General features: G+C 71.5%; 20 protein-coding genes, 2 pseudogenes and 1 riboswitch. Of the genes and pseudogenes, 11 read left to right on the forward strand and 11 right to left on the reverse strand.

Features of this window, described 5'->3' with window-relative positions; translation table 11 throughout:
• Positions 1–29: 29 nt before the first annotated feature.
• The 4 genes from HHX40_RS15895 to HHX40_RS15910 all read right to left on the reverse strand — a co-directional run bounded on the left by HHX40_RS15895 (position 30) and on the right by HHX40_RS15910 (position 2675).
• Entirely contained in the window at positions 30–368 is a 339-nt protein-coding gene (locus HHX40_RS15895; protein ID WP_111702091.1) for a TraR/DksA family transcriptional regulator, read from the reverse strand.
• A complete protein-coding gene (locus tag HHX40_RS15900; protein WP_182881171.1) occupies positions 355–1248 on the reverse strand; it encodes a rod shape-determining protein in 894 nt (297 codons plus the stop codon). The genes HHX40_RS15895 and HHX40_RS15900 overlap by 14 nt, the downstream gene beginning before the upstream one ends.
• Positions 1245–1604 (reverse strand): TraR/DksA family transcriptional regulator, encoded by a 360-nt coding sequence (locus HHX40_RS15905; RefSeq protein ID WP_182881172.1) that lies wholly within the window; start codon positions 1602–1604, stop codon positions 1245–1247. Before HHX40_RS15905 ends, HHX40_RS15900 begins: the two co-directional genes overlap by 4 nt.
• Positions 1605–2309: 705 nt before the next feature.
• Complete coding sequence (locus tag HHX40_RS15910; RefSeq protein ID WP_138460855.1) at positions 2310–2675, reverse strand: hypothetical protein; 366 nt, start codon at positions 2673–2675, stop codon at positions 2310–2312.
• 187 nt (positions 2676–2862) lie between these two features.
• On the opposite strand from HHX40_RS15910, the gene HHX40_RS15915 reads away from it, so the two are divergent.
• Both HHX40_RS15915 and secD read left to right on the forward strand, forming a co-directional pair.
• A complete protein-coding gene (locus HHX40_RS15915) occupies positions 2863–3357 on the forward strand; it encodes a hypothetical protein (protein WP_182881173.1) in 495 nt (164 codons plus the stop codon).
• A gap of 38 nt (positions 3358–3395) precedes the next feature.
• Positions 3396–5642: a protein translocase subunit SecD gene (gene secD, locus HHX40_RS15920; RefSeq protein WP_182881174.1), complete on the forward strand. Its 2247-nt coding sequence runs from the start codon at positions 3396–3398 to the stop codon at positions 5640–5642.
• A gap of 76 nt (positions 5643–5718) precedes the next feature.
• On the opposite strand, the gene HHX40_RS15925 is transcribed toward secD, so the two are convergent.
• A complete protein-coding gene (locus HHX40_RS15925; RefSeq protein WP_182881175.1) occupies positions 5719–6456 on the reverse strand; it encodes a glycoside hydrolase family 25 protein in 738 nt (245 codons plus the stop codon).
• A 13-nt stretch (positions 6457–6469) separates the two neighbouring features.
• Positions 6470–6613, reverse strand: a riboswitch (cyclic di-AMP (ydaO/yuaA leader).
• A 293-nt stretch (positions 6614–6906) separates the two neighbouring features.
• Here HHX40_RS15925 and HHX40_RS15930 point away from each other — a divergent pair.
• Together HHX40_RS15930 and HHX40_RS15935 are read left to right on the forward strand one after the other, a co-directional pair.
• Complete coding sequence (locus tag HHX40_RS15930; RefSeq protein ID WP_182881176.1) at positions 6907–7494, forward strand: flavin reductase family protein; 588 nt, start codon at positions 6907–6909, stop codon at positions 7492–7494.
• Between the two features lie 92 nt (positions 7495–7586).
• On the forward strand, positions 7587–9290 hold the full coding sequence (locus tag HHX40_RS15935) for an alpha/beta hydrolase (protein WP_182881177.1): 1704 nt from the start codon (positions 7587–7589) through the stop codon (positions 9288–9290).
• Here HHX40_RS15935 and HHX40_RS15940 read toward each other — a convergent pair.
• Positions 9276–9866 (reverse strand): TetR/AcrR family transcriptional regulator, encoded by a 591-nt coding sequence (locus tag HHX40_RS15940; protein ID WP_111702075.1) that lies wholly within the window; start codon positions 9864–9866, stop codon positions 9276–9278. The genes HHX40_RS15935 and HHX40_RS15940 overlap by 15 nt on opposite strands.
• A gap of 75 nt (positions 9867–9941) precedes the next feature.
• Between HHX40_RS15940 and HHX40_RS15945 the strand changes: the two genes are divergently transcribed.
• From HHX40_RS15945 to HHX40_RS15950, 3 genes and pseudogenes are all read left to right on the forward strand, one after another.
• The gene (locus HHX40_RS15945) at positions 9942–10790 is read left to right on the forward strand and encodes an NAD(P)H-binding protein (RefSeq protein ID WP_182881178.1); all 849 of its coding nucleotides are present in this window, start codon (positions 9942–9944) and stop codon (positions 10788–10790) included.
• A pseudogene (locus HHX40_RS37715) lies at positions 10715–11038 on the forward strand (hypothetical protein); the annotation flags it as partial. The gene HHX40_RS15945 and the pseudogene HHX40_RS37715, both read left to right, overlap by 76 nt.
• Before the next feature lie 813 nt (positions 11039–11851).
• Positions 11852–12607 carry a recombinase family protein gene (locus HHX40_RS15950; RefSeq protein ID WP_310738129.1) on the forward strand — a complete coding sequence of 252 codons (756 nt, stop codon included), beginning with the start codon at positions 11852–11854 and terminating at the stop codon, positions 12605–12607.
• A 122-nt stretch (positions 12608–12729) separates the two neighbouring features.
• Here HHX40_RS15950 and HHX40_RS15955 read toward each other — a convergent pair whose 3' ends face one another.
• From HHX40_RS15955 to HHX40_RS38205, 5 genes and pseudogenes are all read right to left on the reverse strand, one after another.
• Complete coding sequence (locus HHX40_RS15955; RefSeq protein WP_182881179.1) at positions 12730–13194, reverse strand: SRPBCC family protein; 465 nt, start codon at positions 13192–13194, stop codon at positions 12730–12732.
• Entirely contained in the window at positions 13191–13538 is a 348-nt protein-coding gene (locus HHX40_RS15960; RefSeq protein WP_182881180.1) for an ArsR/SmtB family transcription factor, read from the reverse strand. The genes HHX40_RS15955 and HHX40_RS15960 overlap by 4 nt, the downstream gene beginning before the upstream one ends.
• 181 nt (positions 13539–13719) lie before the next feature.
• The gene (locus HHX40_RS15965) at positions 13720–13965 is read right to left on the reverse strand and encodes a hypothetical protein (RefSeq protein ID WP_182881181.1); all 246 of its coding nucleotides are present in this window, start codon (positions 13963–13965) and stop codon (positions 13720–13722) included.
• Between the two features lie 658 nt (positions 13966–14623).
• Positions 14624–14944 carry a hypothetical protein gene (locus HHX40_RS36690; protein WP_259403602.1) on the reverse strand — a complete coding sequence of 107 codons (321 nt, stop codon included), beginning with the start codon at positions 14942–14944 and terminating at the stop codon, positions 14624–14626.
• A 58-nt stretch (positions 14945–15002) separates the two neighbouring features.
• Positions 15003–15254 (reverse strand): annotated as a pseudogene (locus tag HHX40_RS38205) (LacI family DNA-binding transcriptional regulator); the annotation flags it as partial.
• A 112-nt stretch (positions 15255–15366) separates the two neighbouring features.
• Here HHX40_RS38205 and HHX40_RS15975 point away from each other — a divergent pair.
• The 4 genes from HHX40_RS15975 (at position 15367) to HHX40_RS15990 (ending at position 20021) form a co-directional block, all read left to right on the forward strand.
• A complete protein-coding gene (locus tag HHX40_RS15975) occupies positions 15367–16635 on the forward strand; it encodes an extracellular solute-binding protein (protein ID WP_239101359.1) in 1269 nt (422 codons plus the stop codon).
• Positions 16636–16703: 68 nt separating this feature from the next.
• Positions 16704–17630 carry a carbohydrate ABC transporter permease gene (locus HHX40_RS15980; protein WP_182875223.1) on the forward strand — a complete coding sequence of 309 codons (927 nt, stop codon included), beginning with the start codon at positions 16704–16706 and terminating at the stop codon, positions 17628–17630.
• Position 17631: 1 nt separating this feature from the next.
• Positions 17632–18522 carry a carbohydrate ABC transporter permease gene (locus tag HHX40_RS15985; RefSeq protein WP_150934115.1) on the forward strand — a complete coding sequence of 297 codons (891 nt, stop codon included), beginning with the start codon at positions 17632–17634 and terminating at the stop codon, positions 18520–18522.
• Positions 18519–20021, forward strand: coding sequence for a GH1 family beta-glucosidase (locus tag HHX40_RS15990; RefSeq protein WP_182881182.1), 1503 nt, complete (start codon positions 18519–18521; stop codon positions 20019–20021). Before HHX40_RS15985 ends, HHX40_RS15990 begins: the two co-directional genes overlap by 4 nt.
• The last annotated feature ends 93 nt before the right edge of the window (positions 20022–20114 follow it).

A 20114-nucleotide genomic window follows, 5' to 3' on the forward strand; every position in this document is an offset into this window, starting at 1 on the left:
GAACGCCGGGACGGGCGGCCGGATCGGCGTCAGCGGGCCTCGTGACGCCGCTGGCAGGCGATGCAGTAGCGGGCCAGGGGCCGGATCTTCAACCGTCCGAACGGGATGGCCGCCGCGCAGTCGGCGCACCGGCCGTAGTGTCCCTCCTCCATCCGCTCCAGCGTCCGGCGCAGTTCGGTCACCGCCCGCTCGGTGGCGGCGACGTCGGCGAGCAGGGCGAGGCGGGCCGTGTCCTGCTCGCCGCCGTCGACCTCGGCCCGCAGGTCGCGCAGCTGCACCTCACGCCACTGGAGCTGCTCCTCCAGCTCGGTCCGGATGAGCCGTATCTGCGGCTCGCTGATGGCGGTGAACTCGTCACTGGTGGTCATCGTCGAGGTCCTTCACTTCGTCGGCGGGGATGAGGGCGGCACGGCGCGCGACCGCGGGCAGCAGGCAGGCCAGGCCCCTGACGGTCGCCTGGGCGGGATCGACGGCGGGGGTGACGGTGATCCGCAGCCCGGCGCAGAGCGCGCGGGCCAGCTCCGGATCGCGGGCGCCGCCGCCGGTGATCAGCAGGCCGCGCCCCCGCGCGACGCCCCGCATGCGGGCGGGAACGCGCGCGACGAGGTCGGCGACCATTGCCACGATGCGTTCCCGCACGTACGGCGGGAACCGCGGACCGTCCGGCGGGTCGCCGGCAGGGTCCTCGGCGCGGTCCTCGGACCGGTCCCGCGTGCCCATCTGTACGGCCCCCGCGTCGGCGATCCGGCCGCCGCGGATGACGACGGCCTCGGCGATCCCCGCACCGGCGTCGAGGAGCAGCCGCGGCCTCGGGTCTCCGATGTCGACGCCGCAGCCCACCGCGGCGGCGAGCGGCTCCTCGACGATCGTGACCGGGCAGCGGGCGGCGCTGCCGACCGCCGCCTGCGCCGCGCGCCGGTCAAGCCGCGAGGCCGCCACCGGCACGCCGAGCAGGACGCGTTCCAGAGGCTCCTGCCCGGCGGCCTCGCGCAGCGCGGCACGGACCAGCCGCGCGCAGCCGGGCATGTCGGAGACCATCCCGTGCCGCACCGGCCAGTGGCGCGGTGCGGCCGGAGCGCCGACCGCGGAGGGCCACTCCCGGATCACCGGGCTGCCGGACAGCAGCAGCCGGGTCCGCGCGGTGCCGAGGTCGAGGGCCAGGCCGGTCGCTCCGCCCGCTCCCCCGCCCGTCCCGCCACCCGCACGGGTCACGCCGTGCCCGGTCGTGATCCCGGTTGTGCCGGTCATGCCGACATCCGGGTCTCGCCGGCGCAGGCGGCGCACAGTTGCACGTGCGGCGCCGAGCGGAGCCGGTCGAGCGGCAGGAACGCCTCACACTCCGTGCAGGTGCCGTAGAGGCCGAGGTCCATCCGCTCGATCGCCGCCTCGATGGCGGCGACGTCGCGGCTCGCCCGCCGTACGGCCTCGGCGGACGGGCGGACCCGCGCGACCGGCGGCGTCACCTCGTGTGGTTCGCCCGCCAGGGCCAGCTCGGCCCGCGCGGCGCGCAGCCGCTCGTCGAGCAGCATGCGCAGCTCGGAGAGCTGCGCATCGTACTGCCGGCACTCCTCCATGAGAGAGCCCGGCGACCTGATCTCAGCCATGATCGGCATCACTCCAGGTATGGGAAAAAGGTGGGGTGGGACGCCACGCCCCACACCGGTACAAGACGGGTGCGAGCGGCGGCCCGGGTGACGGTCGGATCGGAGCGCGGCGAGCGGCCGGAGCCCGGCCGCCCCACAGACGCAGGAACGGACGCGGGAACGGACGCGAGGCGGAGCGCGGCGGTCGCGAGGTTGCGAGGTGGGCCCGGGACGGACGCGAGACGGACGCGAGACGGGCCCGGGACGAGCGCTCGCCCCACCACACCGCTCGGAGAAGCGGCGGAACGGCGGAACGAGCTGGCCGTGCACCGCGCGAAGCGGAATGCCCGCCTGCGCCCGGTGCCCGGCCCTGCCTCGCACCCGGCAACACCCGGTACGCGGCTGTGCTCGATGCCCGACGGATCTGCCCCCTGCCCGGCTGTGGGCCGGGTGGGGGCGTCTGCGGTTCGTGGCGGTACGCCTGTCACGTCATGCGGCGGATGCTCTGCATGCAGCCGGGTCGAGGACCATACGACCGGCCGTTCAGAGGCCCTGCCCCGGCCGTGTCGCAGGCCAGGTCGCCAGCCGCTGCACAGACGGTGTCGCGGACCCCCTGTCGAGGATCACTCGACGCGTGGACCGGCCTGATTACCGGACGGCTGGGACGGCTGGGGCTGCTCGACGACGAGACCGGGGCGACGCCGCGGCTCGGAGCGCTCCGAAGTTCTAGACCAGCGGCGGGCTGCGGGATCCGACCGTGCGATGCCCGGTCTGCTGCGGGCTGAGGAAGACGTCCTCGTCGTGCCGGACCAGCGCCGGGGCGGACGCCGGAGCCGCCAACGCGGCCACAGCGCTCCGCAGCCGCAACGACAGCGGCATGTGCTCTGAGCCGGCGCCCGCGGGCAGGGTGGCGGACTGGGGCGACCACGCCCCCGGCGTCCACACTTCGGCGGCGGCCTGGGGCGCGTGCTGCGCGGGGTCGCCTCCGTACCAGGCGGGCGTCGAGGCGACCAGGGCAAGGCCGAGCATCAGCAGGCCCACCACCCACGTGAAGGCGGTGGACCCGCACATGCCACGTCGTGAGGTCGCCATGAGACCGACCATAGCCCACCTTCGCGAAACGGTCATCTACGTTTTCCGCCGCCCGTTTCTCACCTTATTTCCGCCCATTTTCGAATGATCTCGGCACTTTTCGCCCTGCGCGATCACGGCACGCGGCAGGTCCGGGCCGGAGCGGCTACGGTGACGTGAGACCGGGTCGTCGCGGGAGGGAGGGATCGTGCGAAGCAGGCTGACCGCCGCGCTGCTGCTCCTGCTGCACGCGATCTTCCTGACCACCGGCTTCCTGACCGCCGGCGGCTCGCCCGCCGCCGCTCAGGGCATGACCCAGTCTGCCGGCGGGCTCCGCCTCACGGGCGCACCCGTCACCGCGGAGACCGCGGGCGTGCGGGGCGCCGCAGCGACCGCCGCGTCCACGGCAGCGCGACCCACGACCGCCAGCCCTGTAAGGGCGAAGGACACGAGCGCACGGAACACGACGGCGCGGCACTGGGGGTCACCGAGCGCGGGGCGGCCCGCGCACAGTGACCAGCCCCGGATCCACGCGGGTCCGGGCGGCCCCGGCGCCACCGCCGGGCCGGTCCTGCCGCCCGCCTCCGCGTCGCCGCGCGGGGGCACCCGGGTCACCCGAGCCGGCCCGGATCACGACGATCGTCCCGCCCAGCGCCCGCGCCGCACGACGGCCGCGCGGGCTCCTCCCTCCACGGCGTACTGAGGCCCTCTTCTCTCCTCGTACCTGCCTGTGGAGGCACAATGTCACGTGCGCCTTTGTGGCGCGCGGTGGCGGCGCTCGCCGTCATCGCCACCTCACTGCTGCTCGCCCTCACCATGGCCCCGCGCCTCGGGCTCGACCTGCGCGGCGGCACCCAGCTCGTCTTCGAGACGAAGGACTCCCCCACGGTCAGGGCGGACGCCGACGCCACCGACCGTGCCCTCGACGTGCTCCGGCGCCGTGCGGACGCCCTCGGAGTCGTCGAACCCACCCTGGTCCGCTCCGGCGAGAAGCGGATCATCGTGGAACTGCCCGGCGTGCTCGACCCGCGCGAGGCCGCCGAGGTCATCGGCAAGACCGCCCAGCTCAACTTCCACCCGGTGCTCGGCCCGGCCGGGGACGGCGACAAGGACGCGATCGCCGACGAGAGCGGCCAGAAGCTGAAGCTCGGGCCGGTCGCCCTCAGCGGGGCCGGCGTCACCGACGCCGCCGCCGGCACCGACCCCCAGCTCGGGCCCGGCTGGTTCGTGACGATCGACTTCCGGGAGGCGGGCCCCTGGCGGGAGCTGACCGGCAAGGCGGCCTGCGAGCCGATCGGCGATCCCAGGCGCAGGGTCGCCATCGTGCTCGACAACGAGATCATCTCCTCGCCCCAGGTGAACGAGACCGTGACCTGCGGGGCGGGCATCCCCGGCGGCACCACCCAGATCACCGGGTCGTTCTCCGCCGAGGAGGCGCAGAACCTCGCCGTGCTCGTCAAGGGCGGGTCGCTCCCGGTGCCCTTGGAGCTGGTCGAGCAGCGTACGGTCGGCCCGACCCTCGGCGCCGACGCGATCGCGGCGAGCGCCAAGGCGGGCGTCGCCGGGGTGATCCTCACCGCGGTGTTCATCGGCCTCGTCTACCGCCTGGTGGGCCTGCTGGCCGCGGTCGCGCTGGCCTGCTACGGGCTGATCTCGTACGCGGGACTGGTGGCGATGGGCGCCACGCTCACGCTGCCCGGCCTCGCCGGGTTCGTCCTGGCGATCGGCATGGCCGTGGACGCCAACGTACTGGTCTTCGAACGGGCCAGGGAGGAGTACGGCGCGGCGCCCCGCCGGGGCCTCAAGGCCGCCCTGGACCGGGGGTTCAAGAAAGCCTGGAGCGCGGTCGCCGACTCCAACATCACCACCCTGCTCGCCGCCGGGCTGCTGTTCTGGCTGGCGTCGGGGCCGGTGAAGGGCTTCGGCGTGACGCTGGCGATCGGCGTGCTCGCCTCGCTGATCTCGGCCATGCTGATCACCCGGGTGCTCGCCGCCGCCCTGATCGGCAGGTTCGGCCCGGGGGTGTCGGGCCTCGGCTCGATCGGACGGGTCAGGACCTGGCTGACCCGGCGGAACCCCGACCTGATGCGGGCGGGGCGGCGCTGGCTCGCCGTCGCGGCCGGGCTGCTCGTGCTGGTGGGCGCGGGGCTGGTCACCCGCGGCCTGAACTACGGCGTCGAGTTCACCGGCGGGCGGATCGTGGAGTTCGGCACGAGCGGGCCGGTCGACGTCGCCGCGGCCCGGCGGGCGGTGTCGGACGCCGGGTTCCCCACGGCCGTCGTGCAGCGGTCGGACGACGCGATCTCCGTACGGACCGGGCAGATCACCGCCGACGACGTCGTCCGCGTCGAGGAGGCCCTGGACCGGCGCGTCGGGGAGGTCACCAAGCAGCGCGACGAGCTCGTCGGGCCGAGCCTGGGCGCGGAGCTGCGCCGCAACGCGCTCATCGCGCTCGGCGTCGCGCTCGCGGCCCAGCTCGCCTACCTGGCGTTCCGGTTCCGGTGGACGTTCGGCGCCGCCGCCGTGGTGGCGCTGTTCGTGGACGCGGCCGTCGTCGTGGGCACGTTCGCCTGGCTGGGCAAGCCGATCGACGGCGTCTTCCTCGCCGCGATGCTGACGATCATCGGGTACTCGGTCAACGACAAGGTCGTGCTCTTCGACCGGGTCCGCGAGCTGTGGCCGGTGTCACGGGGGACGCCCTTCGGGCGGGTGGTGAACACGGCGATCCTGCAGACCGTGCCGCGTACGGTGAACACGGGGCTCGGCGCGCTGTTCATCCTGGCGGCGCTGGCGGTGTTCGGCGGCGACTCGCTGCGCGACTTCGCGATCGCCCTGCTGATCGGCATCGTGGCGGGCACGCTGTCGTCGTCGTTCGTGGCGGGGCCGGCGGCGATCGAGCTGGAGAGGCGCGCCGGTCAACCGCCGCCCGCACCCGCCGCTCCGCGTCGCCGGCCCGTGGCCCGCGACGGATCGGGCGCGGTGGTCTGAAGTGGTCGGAAATAGTGTGAAATCGGACTGAGGATGGTCCCGGGGCGGGCGGCGCCCGCCCCGGGACCACGGAGCCTCAGTGGCGGCCGAGGGCGCGCAGCTCGAGAGGGCTCAGCGCGGAGACGTTCTGGTCGATCGGCGAGTCGGTGTACTGGTGGATCGCCCAGCTCTTCCAGTCGGCCGGCGGGGTGATGTCGCCCGGGTTCCGGCTGTAGTGGGCCACCCACAGCGGATAGTCGCCCAGGCCGCGGCCGTACTTGTCGGCGAAGTTCCAGCCGCTGTAGAACATCGGCCGGACGCCGGTCTTGGCGGTCACGTACTCCAGCCATTTCCTGGCCCAGGCGTTGACGCGCTGCACCGACTGGCCGTCGGCGGTCTCCAGGTCGAGGACGAGGATGTCGCCGGGCTTGCCCGGCTGCGCGTTCACCACGCGGAGGAAGTGGTCGGCCTCGGCGATCGGGTCGTTGGAGGGGTGGCCGTAGTGGTAGACGCCGCGGACGATCCCCTTCTTGTCCAGCTCCCGCCAGTGCCGGGGGAAGGACGAGTCGACCCAGTCCAGGCCTTCGGTCGCCTTGATGAAGCCGAACTGCGCCCGGCTGTTGATCCAGTCGTGGTCGGCCTCGTAGCCGGAGACGTCCTGGCCGTACGTGTGCGGGTTCGCGTAGGCGGGAGCGGGCGCGGCCGCGGTGGCGACGAGCGTGGCGGCGGTGAGGGTGGCCGTGCCGGCCGTGACCGCGAGTGCCGCCGCGGCGAGGGCGGCGCGCAGGCGGCGGGCGGAGGGCCGCCCGGCGGGAGAGAACCTGATGGTGGGCATGACGCGGTTGAGCTCCTTGCTTCCATGCCGCCTACCGGGTTAGCTGACGGGTTCGGGCAGGAAGTGCCCTACGGGCGCATCTGGGGGTCTGCGCGCCGATTCACCCCGAGAAGTGGGTCCCCGGCTCCGCGGAACGCGGACTCGGCGGCCGCGCGCACAGAAGAGCGCACGGTCCGGGCAACGACACGGCAACGGAGGCGACGCGGATGTCACCGGTACCCATGCCGTGGCACCTAAAGGTACATACAGCTCAACAATGGTGTAAACCTGACAAAACCTGTTTTTACCTGGGAAGACTCGTCATGCAGGGTGCCCCGTTGGACGGGATCCCGTGCGGCGCGGCGCCGAGGGGGTTTGTAAGTTCGTGACCTGAGCGCTGAGTCACCGGACCAGAGCCGCACCAGAGGCACGCACACCGGAGCCACCGGACCGCACGCGAGAGGTGAACCCATGACCGCAGCTTCCGCCGGCCCCGGCCTCGGCGACCCCGGCTCCGGAGACGCGCCGCCGCCGTCGCCCGCGGAGTTCCGGCGCGCGCTCGGGATGTTCGCGACCGGCGTGACCGTGGTCACGGGTCTCGACGACGGCGATCCGGTGGGGTTCGCCTGCCAGTCGTTCGCGTCGGTGTCGCTCGAACCACCGCTCGTGCTCTTCTGCGCCGACCACAAGGGCCGCGCCTGGCCGCGGATCAGGAAGTCCGGCCGCTTCTGCGTCAACGTCCTCGGCGAGGAGCAGGTCGACGTGTGCGCCAGGTTCGGATCGAGCAACGGCGACAAGTTCGCCGGGCTCGCCTGGGACCTGTCCCGCTGGGGCACGCCCGCCCTGCGGGACGTGCTGCTGCGCGTCCACGGCGAGGTCCGGGAGGTGCACGTGGCCGGAGACCACGACGTGGTGATCGGCCTCGTCCGAGAACTCGAACCCGTCCATCCGGAGCAGCGGCCGATGCTGTTCTTCCGCGGCAGGTTCGGCGTGTACCACGACGACCCCGCCGCGGCGCTCGGGCCCAACCTGTGGGGCTGGGGCGACCACTGGGGATGAGGCCGTGCAGGGGGCGGGACCGTGACCTGCCGGTGACTTGATAGCCTGCCTGCTCCGCGAGTTCGGCGGACAGGCGGTGAATCGGGGGCCTGATGCGGGAGGGGCGGGTACGGCTCGGCGGAGCGCTGGACACGGCCGGGATCCTGTTCGCCGCGATCTTCTTCTGCCTGTCCCTCACGCCGTCGCTGCTGCCCCGCTCGTGGCCGCTGCAGGGGATCATCGCGGGCGTGCTGACCGCGACCGGATACCTGGCCGGCGTGACCGCCGGCACCCTGGCCCGCCGGAGCGCCGCCCCGGTCGTCCGGCGGTATGCCGGGGCCCGGTGCGCGGGATGGCGCGAGGGGTGGCACCGTACGGGACGGCGGCGGGTCCGCCGTCTGGTCGCGACGTTCGGCTGCGGGCTGGGCGCCGCGTCGCTGGTCCTCGGCGTACGCGCCCAGAGGGCCATCTACCCGCTGATGGGGCTGCGCCCGCCGGAACGGCTCGGCTATCTCGGCGTGCCGTTCGTCGCGGCGGCGGTGTTCCTGCTCCTGCTGGCCGCCGCCAGGGCGCTGCGCGTCGCCGCCCGGGCGCTCGGAGGCGTGCTCGGCAGGTGGATCCCCGCCACGGCGGCGCGGCTGGCCGCGACGCTCGGCGTCGGCGTGCTGGCCGTCCTGCTGACCGACGGGATCCTCACCGAGGCCCTGCTCAGAGGGGCCGACAACAGCTTCGCGGCGATCAACAGCGAGACCGCGCCCGGCACCTCGCGGCCCCGGTCCGCCGCCGTCTCGGGCGGCCCCTCCTCCCTGGTCTCCTTCGCGTCGCTCGGCCTGGAGGGCCGGGCGTTCGTCGCAGGCGCCCCTACCGTCGGGGAACTCAGCGGTTTCACCGGGCGGCCCGCGCTCCCGCCGGTCCGGGTCTACGCGGGGCTCGACTCCGCCGTGACCGCCCGCGAGCGGGCCGCCCTCGCCGTACGGGAGCTCGACCGGACCGGCGCGTTCCGCCGGGCGGTGCTGTGCGTGATCACGACGACCGGCACGGGCTGGGTGGACCCCCAGGCCGCCGCCGCCCTGGAGTTCATGTACGGCGGGGACACCGCGCTGGTCTCGATGCAGTACTCCTACCTGCCGAGCTGGCTGTCCTTCCTGGTGGACCGCGAGCGCGTCACGGCGGCCGGGCGCGAGCTGTTCGGCCAGGTGTACGCCCGGTGGTCGCGGCTGCCCGCCGGTCACCGGCCCCGGCTGCTGGTGTTCGGGGAGAGCCTCGGGGCGTTCGGCGCGGAGTCGGCGTTCCGCGACGACCGCGACCTGCGCGAGCGCACCGACGGCGCGCTTTTCGTCGGGCCGCCCGACAGCAGCCCGCTGTGGCGGCGGTTCGTGGACGGCCGCGACCCGGGCAGCCGGGAGGTGCTGCCCGTCTACCGGGACGGCGAGACCGTGCGCTTCGCCAACGGGCCCGAGGACCTGCCCGCGCCCGCCTCCTGGGACGGGTCGCGGGTGGTCTATCTCCAGCATCCCTCCGATCCGATCGTGTGGTGGACCCCGCGACTGATCCTCGGCCGCCCGGACTGGCTGGAGGAACGGCGCGGCGGCGACGTGCTGCCCTGGATCCGCTGGTATCCGTTCGTCACGTTCTGGCAGGTCACCGCGGATCTGGTGTTCTCCCTCGACGCACCGCCCGGCCACGGGCACGACTACGACGGCGAGGTGGCCGCCGCCTGGGCGCGGATCGCGCCGCCGGCCGGCTGGGACGACGCGCGGACGACGGCCCTGACCACGCTCCTGTCCCGGAGCGGGGCCGGCTCAGCCGGGCAGTGAGCCGAGCCAGCCGAGCAGCCGGTCGCCCTCACGCTTCATGATCTCGGGATCGCGCAGCGCGTTGGCCAGCAGCGACATGCCCTGATAGGCGCTCACCAGGGTCAGCGCGAGCCCGTCGGGCTCGGGCAGGCCCAGCTCGCGGAACTGGCGCTCGGCCCAGTCGAGCAGCAGCCGGATCACCCTCCCCGCCTCCGCGTCCAGCCCGCCCTCACCGCGCTTGTCCAGCTCGGCGGCGAGCGTGCCGGTCGGGCAGCCCCATCGCGCCGCGACGTCGCGCTGCCCGATCCAGGTCTCCACCAGCCCTTTGAGGCGCTCACGCGGATCGGGCAGCCGCTCCAGCCGTCCGGTGAGCTCCGCGAGATGCCGGGCGTGTTCGTCCAGCGCGGCGGCGACCAGCTCGTCCTTGGTCTTGAAGTAGTAGTACACGTTGCCCACCGGGACGCCGGCGGCGCGGGCGATGTCGGCGATGGTGGTGCGCTCGGCGCCCTGCCGGTGCACCACCTCGGCGGCGGCCGCCGTGAGCCGCCGCCGCTTGGCGCTCGCGGCCCCCGCGCGGGAAACGGTCGAGTCAGTCACCTGACTGACTATAGGCGCGTCCCGTGCTACGGTTCTCTCTGAGTCAGCCAACTAACTAAATTGAGGGAGATCATCATGATCGTCGTAACGGGAGCCACCGGGAACGTCGGCCGGGTCCTGGTCCGGCTCCTGGCGGAGGCGGGCGAGGACGTCACCGCCGTCGCCCGCCGCGTCTCGTCCGCCGATGTGCCCGAAGGCGTCCGTGCGGTCAGCGCGGACCTGGCCGATCCCGCCGGGCTGCGCCCCGCGCTGGAGGGGGCGGACGCGCTGTTCCTGGTGACGCCCGGCGACTACCTGGCCCTGGGCGGGAACGTGCGGCCGATCCTCCGCACCGCCGCGGAAGCCGGGGTGCGCCGGGTCGTCCTGCTGTCCTCCCAGTCCGCCGGGACGCGCCCGCTCTCCCCGGGTCACGGCATGCGGGCGCTGGAGGACGAGAGCGAGGTCAGGAACTCGGGGCTGGAGTGGACGATCCTGCGGCCGGGCGGCTTCGCCTCCAACGCCTTCGCCTGGGCGGAGTCCGTCCGCCTGCGCCGCACGGTGACCGCCCCGTTCGGAGACGTCGCGCTGCCCGTCATCGATCCCGGCGACATCGCCGAGGTCGCGGCGGCTGCCCTGCGGGAGCCCGGCCACGACGGCCGGGTCTACGAGCTCACCGGGCCGGAGCGGGTCTCTCCGCGTCAGATCGCCGCCGCGCTCGGCGACGCGCTCGGCGAGCCCGTACGGTTCGCCGAGCAGAGCCGCGACGAGGCACGCGCGATGATGGCGGCGTTCATGCCTGAGGAGGTGGCCGACGGCACCCTGGCCATCCTCGGCGATCCGACCCCCGGCGAACGGCGGGTCAGCCCGGAGGTCGAGCGGGTGCTCGGCCGCGCGCCGCGCCCGTTCTCGGACTGGGCGCGGCGCAACGCGGCCGCCTTCCGCTAGAGCAGGCGGCGGCCGGCGCCACCTACCACCACATCCACGGGATCACCTACTTCCACGGCTGCTACTCCGTCGGCGATGACCTGCTGTGGGGCGTCAACCGACGCCGCAAGGGCATCGACCACACCTGGGCGGCGCTGCGCTCCATCCGGGCCGCTCGCCCCGACGGTGCTCCTCGCCGCGAGCGCGCTCGCATCCGCAGCGAGAAGGGCATCCGTTCGGGCGGACGTCCCCTCGCCGATGCCGCTTGACCGGCCGGCGACCTTGCCCGGCCGGGTCCTAGCAGTAGCCGTCCACCCTGGCGCCGGCTGGAGCGAGGTTGGGCCAAGGATGCCCTGCTCTGTCGGAGGCAGCGGACCGTAGGAGGTCAAGAAGAGTGCATCCCGGGTAGCCCCGAAAACTCGCGTAGGTGCCCCGGTAGTAGCAGCTCCAGTAGCTCACGACCCGCCGTTGGGTGCGCGCGAAGAAGGCAGGGTTGTCCACGATGAACTGCCCGTAAGCGAGGTGGCCGCAGGTGCCGGGCGTGGCGAGATCACGGAGCTCATCGCAGATGACGATCAGGATCTCCAAGACGTACTCGCCAACCAGCTGCACGACGAAGGGGACGACCCATGCCTCGGTCAGGTAACTGGCATCAATGGCCCCACACACGCTCAACCCGGCGAAGGTATGCGGTTAGAGCACTAGGCAAGAGCGGAGAAGGCAGGGCGTTCTGCGATGCGCCCCCTGGTGATCCACCGCTCGGGTGTGCGCAATGAGCCCCCGTAGCTCTGTGTGACGGCGGTAACGGTATGTGGTTCTCAGAAATGACCGGTTCTGCGAGGGTGACCATGCCCTGGCGGGTGCGTCTGTTCGCGCAGGTCGCTATTCGCAAAACTCCTCGCAGAACCTGAGGGTTGTGCGAGGAAGTTCTGCGAGAATCGGCGGGTGGAGCTGACGCCAGAGGAGGCCGCCGCGGCGGTCGAGGGGTCGACTGCCCGACTTGCGAGGTGATGGCCCCCTCCCCGTGCCGCACGCGGGGTGGGAAGGTCGCCTCCAAGTACCACACCGCGCGCTTCATCTTGGTGCCCGCGCTGCGCGAGCTGCTGGAGGTGGCGGTCCCGGCCGGGCGCCGCCCGGGCGCGCGCTGGCAGGCGCCGGTGGCGGCCGCCGAGGTCACTCCGTCCGCGCCGGCGATCCGGATCGGCTACGCGCGCTGTTCGACCAAGGAGCAGGAACTGGACAGCCAGCTGCAGGCGTTGCGCGCGGCCGGGTGCACACGGATCTTCGCCGAGAAGATCTCCACTCGGATCAAGGTACGGCCCGAGCTGGATGCCGCGCTGACGCTGTGCCGTGACATCAAATCGGCCGCGCCCGGCCAAACGGTGATCTTCACCGTGCACGAGCTGAAGCGGCCCGCGCGCAACGCCGCCGAGCTGATGGCGCTGGCGGGCGGGCTGCAGGCGGCCGGGATCCAGTTGGAGCTGCCGACCGGCCCGTTGACCGGCGTCTACGACCCGAACGGGCTGGGCGCGATGTTGTTCGCCGTCCTGGCCGTCTGCGCCCAGCTCGACCGCGACTACATCCGCGACAAGACCCTGGAGGGCCAGCAGGCCGCCGCCGCGCGCGGCCATCATGGCGGCCGCCCCAAGGTGATCGATGAGGACATGCTCACCTTCGCCCTGGCGCTGCGGGCCAAGGGCCTGCCGGTTCCGGAGATCGCTGCCAAGCTGAAGATCGCCACGGGGAAGAACGCGGGCAGGGCGCCGTCGGTCGCCTCCCTGTATCGCGCGCTGGCCGATGCCGACCAGCGCAGCGCCTCGCTGGACGCATCCGGCTGAGCTGGGTCCTTCCGAACGTGACGGCTCGAAGGAGACGTTGACTTGGCGGCGATGGTGCGGCGTCGGAAGGATGGCCGGCCGCTCACGCGGCCGGCCATCTCCGTGAGGACCGCGGCGTGCGCTCAGTCGAAGAGCGCGGCGTAACGGTCCAGGTAGAGCGGCCAGCCCTGGTCGTTGCCCACGCCCTCGGCGAGGGACTCCCAGCCAGGCCCGTGCCGGTCGATGTGCCGGTGCTCCAGCTCCACCCGGGTCCGGGAGGGCGACTCTTCGATGAAGCGGACCTCGACCTCGCTGGCGTTCGCGGTGTCGGCCTCGATCTGCCACTGGACGCCGATATCCCAGGAGAACACCACGCGAGAGGGCGGCTCGTAGGCCAGGACCCGCGCCCACCGGCACTCACTGCCGTCCTCGGCGCGGTCGTAGATGTGCCCGCCGACCCTCGCCTCGAAGACGGTCTCGGCGATGGCCGCACCGAGCAGGTTGTGCTCGCGCGGCTTGAAGTCGCCGAACCGCTCGGTGAAAACCTTGAAGGCGTGCTCGACCGGTGCGTCGATCACGACGCTCCGATTCACGGCCGTCTGTGTCATTGCTGCTCCTCGTGCTGGCTTGGAGCGGCCGGGCCGTCCCGCTGGGCCGCGTCCTGGAAACCGGACAGCGCCCGCTCCCAGAACAGGTCGAGCTGATCGCGCAGCGCCGCCACGCCAGCCGGGTTCAGCCGGTAGATCCGACGAGTCCCCGCAGCGGTCTCGTCCACGAGCCCGGCGTCCTTCAGCACCTTCAGATGCTGCGACACCGCGGGCCGGCTGACCGGCAGCTCGTCGGCGAGTTCCCTGACCGAGCGCGGACGCTCGGCCAGGGTCGTGACGATCGTCCGCCGCGTCGGATCGCCCAGCGCGCTCCATACGTCGTCGTCTGATCGGTAAGTGGCCACGAACCGTAAGCTTAAACTTACCAATGCCGGAAGGCAAGGTCGCTGGCAGTCGCTCGCCGCGTGCGGGATCTCGTGTGCTTGGGACGAACTTCTCGCCGTTCTCATCAGGTTCGCGTTCCCCGTCGACCATCGTCATGTCGCACAGGCGAAGCAGGAGGCGGCGGCATGTCGTCCGTCATCGTCACACGGTGGGGTGGGCGGCGGCCATGACGCCGGGCACGGCCGCCGAGATACGGTCGGCGGCACGTCCGGGATCGGGCTGGCCTGCGTCGAGCCAGGCGATGACCGCCTCCAGGGTGAAGCCGGGGATCAGGTTGGCTGCCCAGTCCAGCCACGGCCCTTCGGGGATGACGCGGGCCAGGTTGCGGTGGGCGACCTCGCGGGAGGCGGCGGTGATGGAGTCGATCAGGTCGCGGAAGTCGCTCACGGGCGGCGTGGCGGAACAGCAGCCGGAACCCGTCGGGGTCGGCGGCGGCACGCAGCAGAGCGGGGATGGCGTTCTCGTCGAAGTCGTCGGCGCCGGTGGCCTCGGCCAGACGGGTGCAGGCCCGGTCCAGCACGGCTCGGTACTGGGTAGAGCGCACCGAGACATGTTTCACCGGAACGGACGATGCAAAGGGCGTCGGAAGGCTCCGGTTGGCCAACTACGTCGCGTCCATGGTGATCGAGGACCTGGCCCCGGCGACGATCGACCAGGCCATCGCGTGCATCCTCAGCTGGCGGCGCGTCGGCCGCGGCCGCCGCCGGCCGTTCCATGCTGGCCATCGCCCGGCATGGCCGCTGGGTCGAGACCTCGCCTGTCGTGCACGGATATGTCCGGGCAGCGGACATGTGGCGCGACAATCCCATGCGCGGACTCGGTGTGTGACCTGCGCCGACCACCTCCGTGATGCCTTCACGGCCTATACGAAGGTCGGCCTTGCAGCCGAAGTGGCCGCCAGCCGTCATTTAGGAGCCGGCGCTTGTATCCGCGCAGCGCGTGACGTGCGGCCTTAGTGTTCGGTTTCGGCTGGCGCGCCAGCTCGTGCCAATTAAGGCGGCCGCCTTCGAACTGCTCGATAGGCGGGCGCTCGCAAGAGCGCCGGTCACCGAGCCGCCGCCCGCGCCGGGCCCCGCCGTACGCCCCGCCGCCGGCGGCGGCCCGCCCGCCTCCCTCCGGCCGGCCGCCGCAGTGAGGGGTCCCACGTGCCGCTGTCGATCATCACCACGCCGTCCAGGTTGTGCCTGTGCACGGCCCGCACGAAGGCGTCGTCGGTCCGCTCACCGTTCCTCTCCCCGCTGGTGGCGAGCATGAGGTGATATCCGCGCCCGCTGAGCGCGGTCTTCAGGCCGACGAGGATTTCCTGGAAAAACGGGTGCCGCCAGCCGGGGCGGCGGTGGTCGGTGTCCCACACGAGGCCGACCATGAAGGACTTCTTGGTGGCCAGGGTGCGGGCCGACTCGTTTAAGCAGGTAGCCGATCTGACGCGCCGCCCGCAGAACCTGCGTCCTGGTCTTCGCGTTCGCTACCTCCGGATTGTTGAAATCGCGGGAGACGGTTGCCGGGGACACGCCGCACAGGCGTGCCACCTCTCTGATCGTTGCCACGGATCGAACGCTGTCGCATCTCGCTGCAACCGGTTTCATGTAACCGGTTTCGAGGAAATTACGCAATCGTGGGAAGTCTGTCAAGGTTGCCGGTAATTTCATCGGCGTTACGTTTTCGTGATTTGACATCGTGTGCCGCTGTTATGTCTCATGGCGGGCGTATCGGTCGATGCTTTTCGTTGCCGCGGCTCGACCGTCGCATCTCGCAGCCACGCCCCTTCTCCCTGCCAAGGAGTTCACGGTGTCTGCTGCGAAACTTCGTCTGCTCGTGGGTGTGCTCGCCGTCGGCGTGCTCACCGCCGGCTGCGGCGGCTCGACCGGCTCGTCCGGCGACGGCCCCGTCACCCTCACTCTCAACCTGTTCGGGAACATGGGGTTCAAGGACCTGTACGCCAAGTACGAGGCCGCCCACCCGAACATCAAGATCGTCGAGCGTACGTCGGCGTACAACGACCACCATCGCAACCTGGCCGCCCATCTGGCGACGGGCAGCGGCGCGGCGGACGTGGAGGGCATCGACACCGGCTTCATCGCCCAGTTCAGGGCGCAGCCGGAGCGCTTCGTCGACCTGCGCAAGCACGGCGCCGACGGGCTCAAGGACCGGTGGTTGCCGTGGAAGTGGCAGGCGTCGGTGGCCAAGAACGGGGCCCAGATCGGATACGGGACGGACGTCGGCGGCCTGGCCATGTGCTACCGGCGCGACCTGTTCGAGAAGGCCGGCCTGCCCACCGAGCGCGACGAGGTGAGCAAGCTCTGGCCGGACTGGGCGTCGTACTTCGAGGCCGGCAGGAAGTACACCGCGAACAAGCCGGAGGGCGCCAGCTTCTTCGACGGCGGCGCGCAGATCTTCAACGCGATGATCGGGCAGGCCGAGACCGGCTACTACGACGCCTCCGACCACGTGGTCGTCGCCACCAACCCGGTGGTCCGCTCGGCGTACGACGAGGTGCTCAAGGCCGTAGCCGACGGCGAGTCGGCCAAGCTGGTGGGCAGCTCCCCGGCGTGGAACACCGGCTTCGCCAAGAGTCAGTTCGCCACCATCGCCTGCCCCGCCTGGATGCTCGCGAAGATCCAGGACCAGGCCAAGGCATTCGCCGGCAAGTGGGACATCGCGGCCATCCCCGGCGGCGGCGGCAACTGGGGCGGCTCCTACCTGACGGTTCCGGCGCAGAGCAAGCACGTGAAGGAGGCGGTGGACCTGATCACCTGGCTGACGGCTCCCGAGCAGCAGATCGAGGTGTTCAAGGCGCACGGCATCCTGCCTTCAACAGTGGCGACGTACGAGAAGCCCGAGGTCAAGAACCTGAAGAACGCCTTCTTCAACGACGCCCCGGTCGGGCAGGTCTTCACCACCGCCGCGCTGAACCTGAAGCCGCAGTACCAAGGGCCGCGGGCCGGCGACATCCAGACCGCCATCCGCGACGCGATCAACCGAGTGGAGGAGGGCAAGCAGGACGGCCCGCAGGCCTGGGAGCAGATGCTCAAGGACGTCGAGCGCATCGAGCAGTAGCCGCCCAGCCAAACCGGGTGACGGCGGGAGGTAAGGGCCCGCCGTCACCCCTTCCCCGGGATGGACCCATGACCCTCGCACGATCCGGGCCACGGCGCCGCTGGGCCTACCAGCTCGACGTCAAGGGCTCGCCGTACTTCTACATCGCCCCGTTCTTCCTGCTGTTCGGCGCGGTGGGGATGTTCCCGCTGCTGTACACCGCGTACGTCTCGCTCACGAACTGGAACCTGCTGGAGCCCACCCGGCACTGGGTGGGGCTGGCGAACTACGCCGAACTGCTGACCGACGACTACTTCTGGAACGCGCTGTTCAACACCGTCAGCATCTGGCTGCTGTCCACCGTGCCGCAGCTGCTCGCGGCCCTGTTCATCGCGCACATGCTCAACCGCAGCCTGCGTGCCCGCACGTTCTTCCGGATGGGCGTGCTGCTGCCCAACGTGACGTCCATCGTCGCCGTCACGATCATCTTCGCCCAGCTCTTCGGCCGCGACTTCGGCATGGTCAACTGGGCGCTCGATCTGGTGGGGCTCGACCCGGTGGACTGGCAGGCGGGCACCCTGTCCTCGCACATCGCCATCTCGCTCATCGTCATCTGGCGGTGGACGGGCTACAACGCGCTGATCTACCTGGCCGCCATGCAGACGATCCCCGAGCATCTGTACGAGGCCGCGACGCTGGACGGGGCCGGCCAGTTCACCCAGTTCCGGAAGATCACGATCCCGATGCTGCGGCCGACGATCATCTTCACCGCCGTCGTGTCCACCATCGGCGGCTTCCAGATCATCGCCGAGCCGCTGCTGTTCCAAGCCGGCACGGGCAACCCGACGGGAGGCTCGGACCGACAGTTCCAGACCGTCGGCCTCTACCTCTACGAGCAGGGGTTCAGCCTGTACAAGTTCGGCTACGCCTCGGCCATCGCATGGACCCTGTGCCTGATCATCGTGGTCATGGCTCTGGTCAACTACTCGGTCACCCGCCGGATCAGGAGAAGCTGACGTGACGACGATCATCACCGAGGCGCCCCGGCAGGCGCGCGTGCCCCGCTCGCGGGCGGCCCGCTCCCGCGGCGGGCGCCGCTCGGCCGGGTTCTGGACCTATGCGGCGCTGGTCGCCGTCCTGCTCGGCTCCCTGTTCCCCGTCTACTGGTCGCTCATCGTGGCGTCGCACGACAACGACGCCATCGCCCGCGTGCCTCCCGTCCTGACGCCCGGCGGGCACCTGTTCGAGAACATCGCGCGAGTCTTCGACACGACCGCGTTCGGTAAGGCGATGCTCAACTCCTTCATCGTCTCCGGCTCGGTCACCGTCTCGGTCGTGCTGTTCTCCACGCTGGCCGGGTTCGCCTTCGCCAAGCTCCGCTTCCGGGGCCGGACGTCGCTGCTGGTCGTGGCCATCGCGACCACCACCGTGCCGCACCAGCTCGGGATCATCCCGCTCTACATCCTCATGGCGGAGCTCGGCTGGACCGGCCGGCTGGAGGCGGTGATCGTGCCCGGCCTGGTCACGGCGTTCGGTGTCTTCTTCATGACGCAGTACCTGTCGAGCGCGGTGCCGGACGAACTCCTGGAGGCCGGACGGATCGACGGCTGCTCCACCTTGCGCCTGTTCTGGCACGTGGTGGTGCCCGCGGCGCGGCCGGCCGCGGCCGTGCTCGGGCTGTTCACGTTCATGCAGGCATGGAACGACTTCTTCTGGCCGCTGGTGGTCCTCACCCCGGAGAACCCGACCGTGCAGGTCGCGCTCTCCTCGCTGGCCAGCGGCTACACGACCGACTACGCGCTCGTGCTCACCGGCACGGTGCTGGCGACAGTGCCTGTCGTGGCCGTCTTCGCGGCCCTGGGCCGGCAGATCATCGGAGGAATCATGTCAGGAGCGATCAAGGGATGACGGCGATCGAGGAAAGTCGCACCCGGCCGCGGACCTTTCCCGCCGGCTTCGTGTGGGGCACGGCCACCGCGGCGTACCAGATCGAGGGGGCCGTCGACACCGACGGCCGGGGGCCCTCGATCTGGGACACCTTCTGCCGGGTGCCCGGTGCGGTGGCACGGGGCGAGTCGGGTGCGTTCGCCTGCGACCACTATCACCGCTGGCAAGAGGATGTCGGCCTCCTGAAAGACCTGGGGGCGGGGGCCTACCGATTCTCCGTTGCCTGGCCGCGGGTGCTGCCCGACGGGCGCGGACTGGTGAACCGGCGCGGGCTGGACTTCTACCGCCGGCTCGTGGACGCCCTGCGCGAGGGCGGCATCGAGCCGTATGTGACTTTGTACCACTGGGACCTGCCGCAAGCGCTCGAGGACCTCGGGGGCTGGCGGGTCCGCGACACCGCCGAGCGTTTCGCCGACTACGCCGAGGTGATGTACGACGCCCTCGGCGAGTCGGTGTCGAACTGGATCACGCTAAACGAGCCGTACTGCTCGGCCATCGTCGGCTACGGCGAGGGCCGGCACGCGCCCGGCGCCAAGGAGGGGCACGGCGCGCTCGCCTCGGCCCACCACTTGCTGCTCGGGCACGGCCTCGCCGTGGGGCGCCTGCGGGAGATGGCCAGGTCCGGTCAGCAGATCGGGCTGACGCTCAACATGTCGCCGACGGTTCCCGTCACCTCGTCGCCGCAGGACGTCCAGGCCGCGCGCCGGTTGGACCTGCTGGTCAACCGGCAGTTCACCGAACCCCTCTTCGGCGGTGCCTACGCCGCCGACATGGCCGAGACGTTCGGCCGGATCAGCGGCTTCTCCTTCCGCCGGGACGGCGATTTGGAGATCGTCGGCAGGCCGGTGGACTTCCTCGGGGTGAACTACTACTACCGCCTGCACGTGGAGGCCGCGCCGTACGAGGAGGCCGATCCCGTCCGGCGCTCGGCGTTCGATTTGGGCGTGCGCACCGTCACGCCCGAGGACGCGCGCACCAGCGGGCTGGGCTGGGTGGTGGAGCCCGAGGGCCTGTACGAGACCCTGGTCGACCTGACCTCCCGCTATCCCGACCTGCCGCCCGTCTACATCACCGAGAACGGGTACGGCGACGACGGCGCGCTGGAGGACACCGGGCGCATCGACTACCTGCGCGACCACCTGACCGCGACCCGTGAGGCGATGACGGCGGGCGCCGACGTGCGCGGGTACTTCTGCTGGTCGTTGCTGGACAACTTCGAGTGGGCGCGGGGGTATTCGGCGAGGTTCGGCCTCGTGCACGTCGACTACGACACCCAGGCGCGCACGCCGAAGGCCAGCTTCCGCTGGATGCGGGACTTCATCGCCGACCTGGTCGTCACCACCCCCGTCACCGCCCGCCCCGCGACCACCGGCCCGGCCGACATCCTGGTCGCCGGCACCCCCAGAGATGACCGCTGGGGACCGGGGTCGCTTTCCCAGGCGGCGGAGGAATCGACGTGACGGTCTCGGGGGGCGAGGAACATCGGAACAAAAACTGGCGCTAAGCCCTAGTCGCCCCTGGTGAGCGATTGATGGCTCGTCGACGGCGAGCAC

Origin of the sequence: Microbispora sp. H10949, assembly GCF_014161435.1 — a bacterium.
Taxonomy (GTDB): domain Bacteria; phylum Actinomycetota; class Actinomycetes; order Streptosporangiales; family Streptosporangiaceae; genus Microbispora; species Microbispora triticiradicis.

What these genes read in the sequence shown, in the direction of transcription:
- HHX40_RS15895 (WP_111702091.1), bottom strand. Translation starts at nt 368, where the DNA reads ATGACCACCAGTGACGAGTTCACCGCCATCAGCGAGCCGCAGATACGG.
- HHX40_RS15900 (WP_182881171.1), bottom strand. Translation starts at nt 1,248, where the DNA reads ATGACCGGCACAACCGGGATCACGACCGGGCACGGCGTGACCCGTGCG.
- HHX40_RS15905 (WP_182881172.1), bottom strand. Translation starts at nt 1,604, where the DNA reads ATGGCTGAGATCAGGTCGCCGGGCTCTCTCATGGAGGAGTGCCGGCAG.
- HHX40_RS15910 (WP_138460855.1), bottom strand. Translation starts at nt 2,675, where the DNA reads ATGGCGACCTCACGACGTGGCATGTGCGGGTCCACCGCCTTCACGTGG.
- secD (WP_182881174.1), top strand. Translation starts at nt 3,396, where the DNA reads ATGTCACGTGCGCCTTTGTGGCGCGCGGTGGCGGCGCTCGCCGTCATC.
- HHX40_RS15925 (WP_182881175.1), bottom strand. Translation starts at nt 6,456, where the DNA reads ATGCCCACCATCAGGTTCTCTCCCGCCGGGCGGCCCTCCGCCCGCCGC.
- HHX40_RS15930 (WP_182881176.1), top strand. Translation starts at nt 6,907, where the DNA reads ATGACCGCAGCTTCCGCCGGCCCCGGCCTCGGCGACCCCGGCTCCGGA.
- HHX40_RS15935 (WP_182881177.1), top strand. Translation starts at nt 7,587, where the DNA reads ATGCGGGAGGGGCGGGTACGGCTCGGCGGAGCGCTGGACACGGCCGGG.
- HHX40_RS15945 (WP_182881178.1), top strand. Translation starts at nt 9,942, where the DNA reads ATGATCGTCGTAACGGGAGCCACCGGGAACGTCGGCCGGGTCCTGGTC.
- HHX40_RS15955 (WP_182881179.1), bottom strand. Translation starts at nt 13,194, where the DNA reads ATGACACAGACGGCCGTGAATCGGAGCGTCGTGATCGACGCACCGGTC.
- HHX40_RS36690 (WP_259403602.1), bottom strand. Translation starts at nt 14,944, where the DNA reads ATGGTCGGCCTCGTGTGGGACACCGACCACCGCCGCCCCGGCTGGCGG.
- HHX40_RS15980 (WP_182875223.1), top strand. Translation starts at nt 16,704, where the DNA reads ATGACCCTCGCACGATCCGGGCCACGGCGCCGCTGGGCCTACCAGCTC.
- HHX40_RS15990 (WP_182881182.1), top strand. Translation starts at nt 18,519, where the DNA reads ATGACGGCGATCGAGGAAAGTCGCACCCGGCCGCGGACCTTTCCCGCC.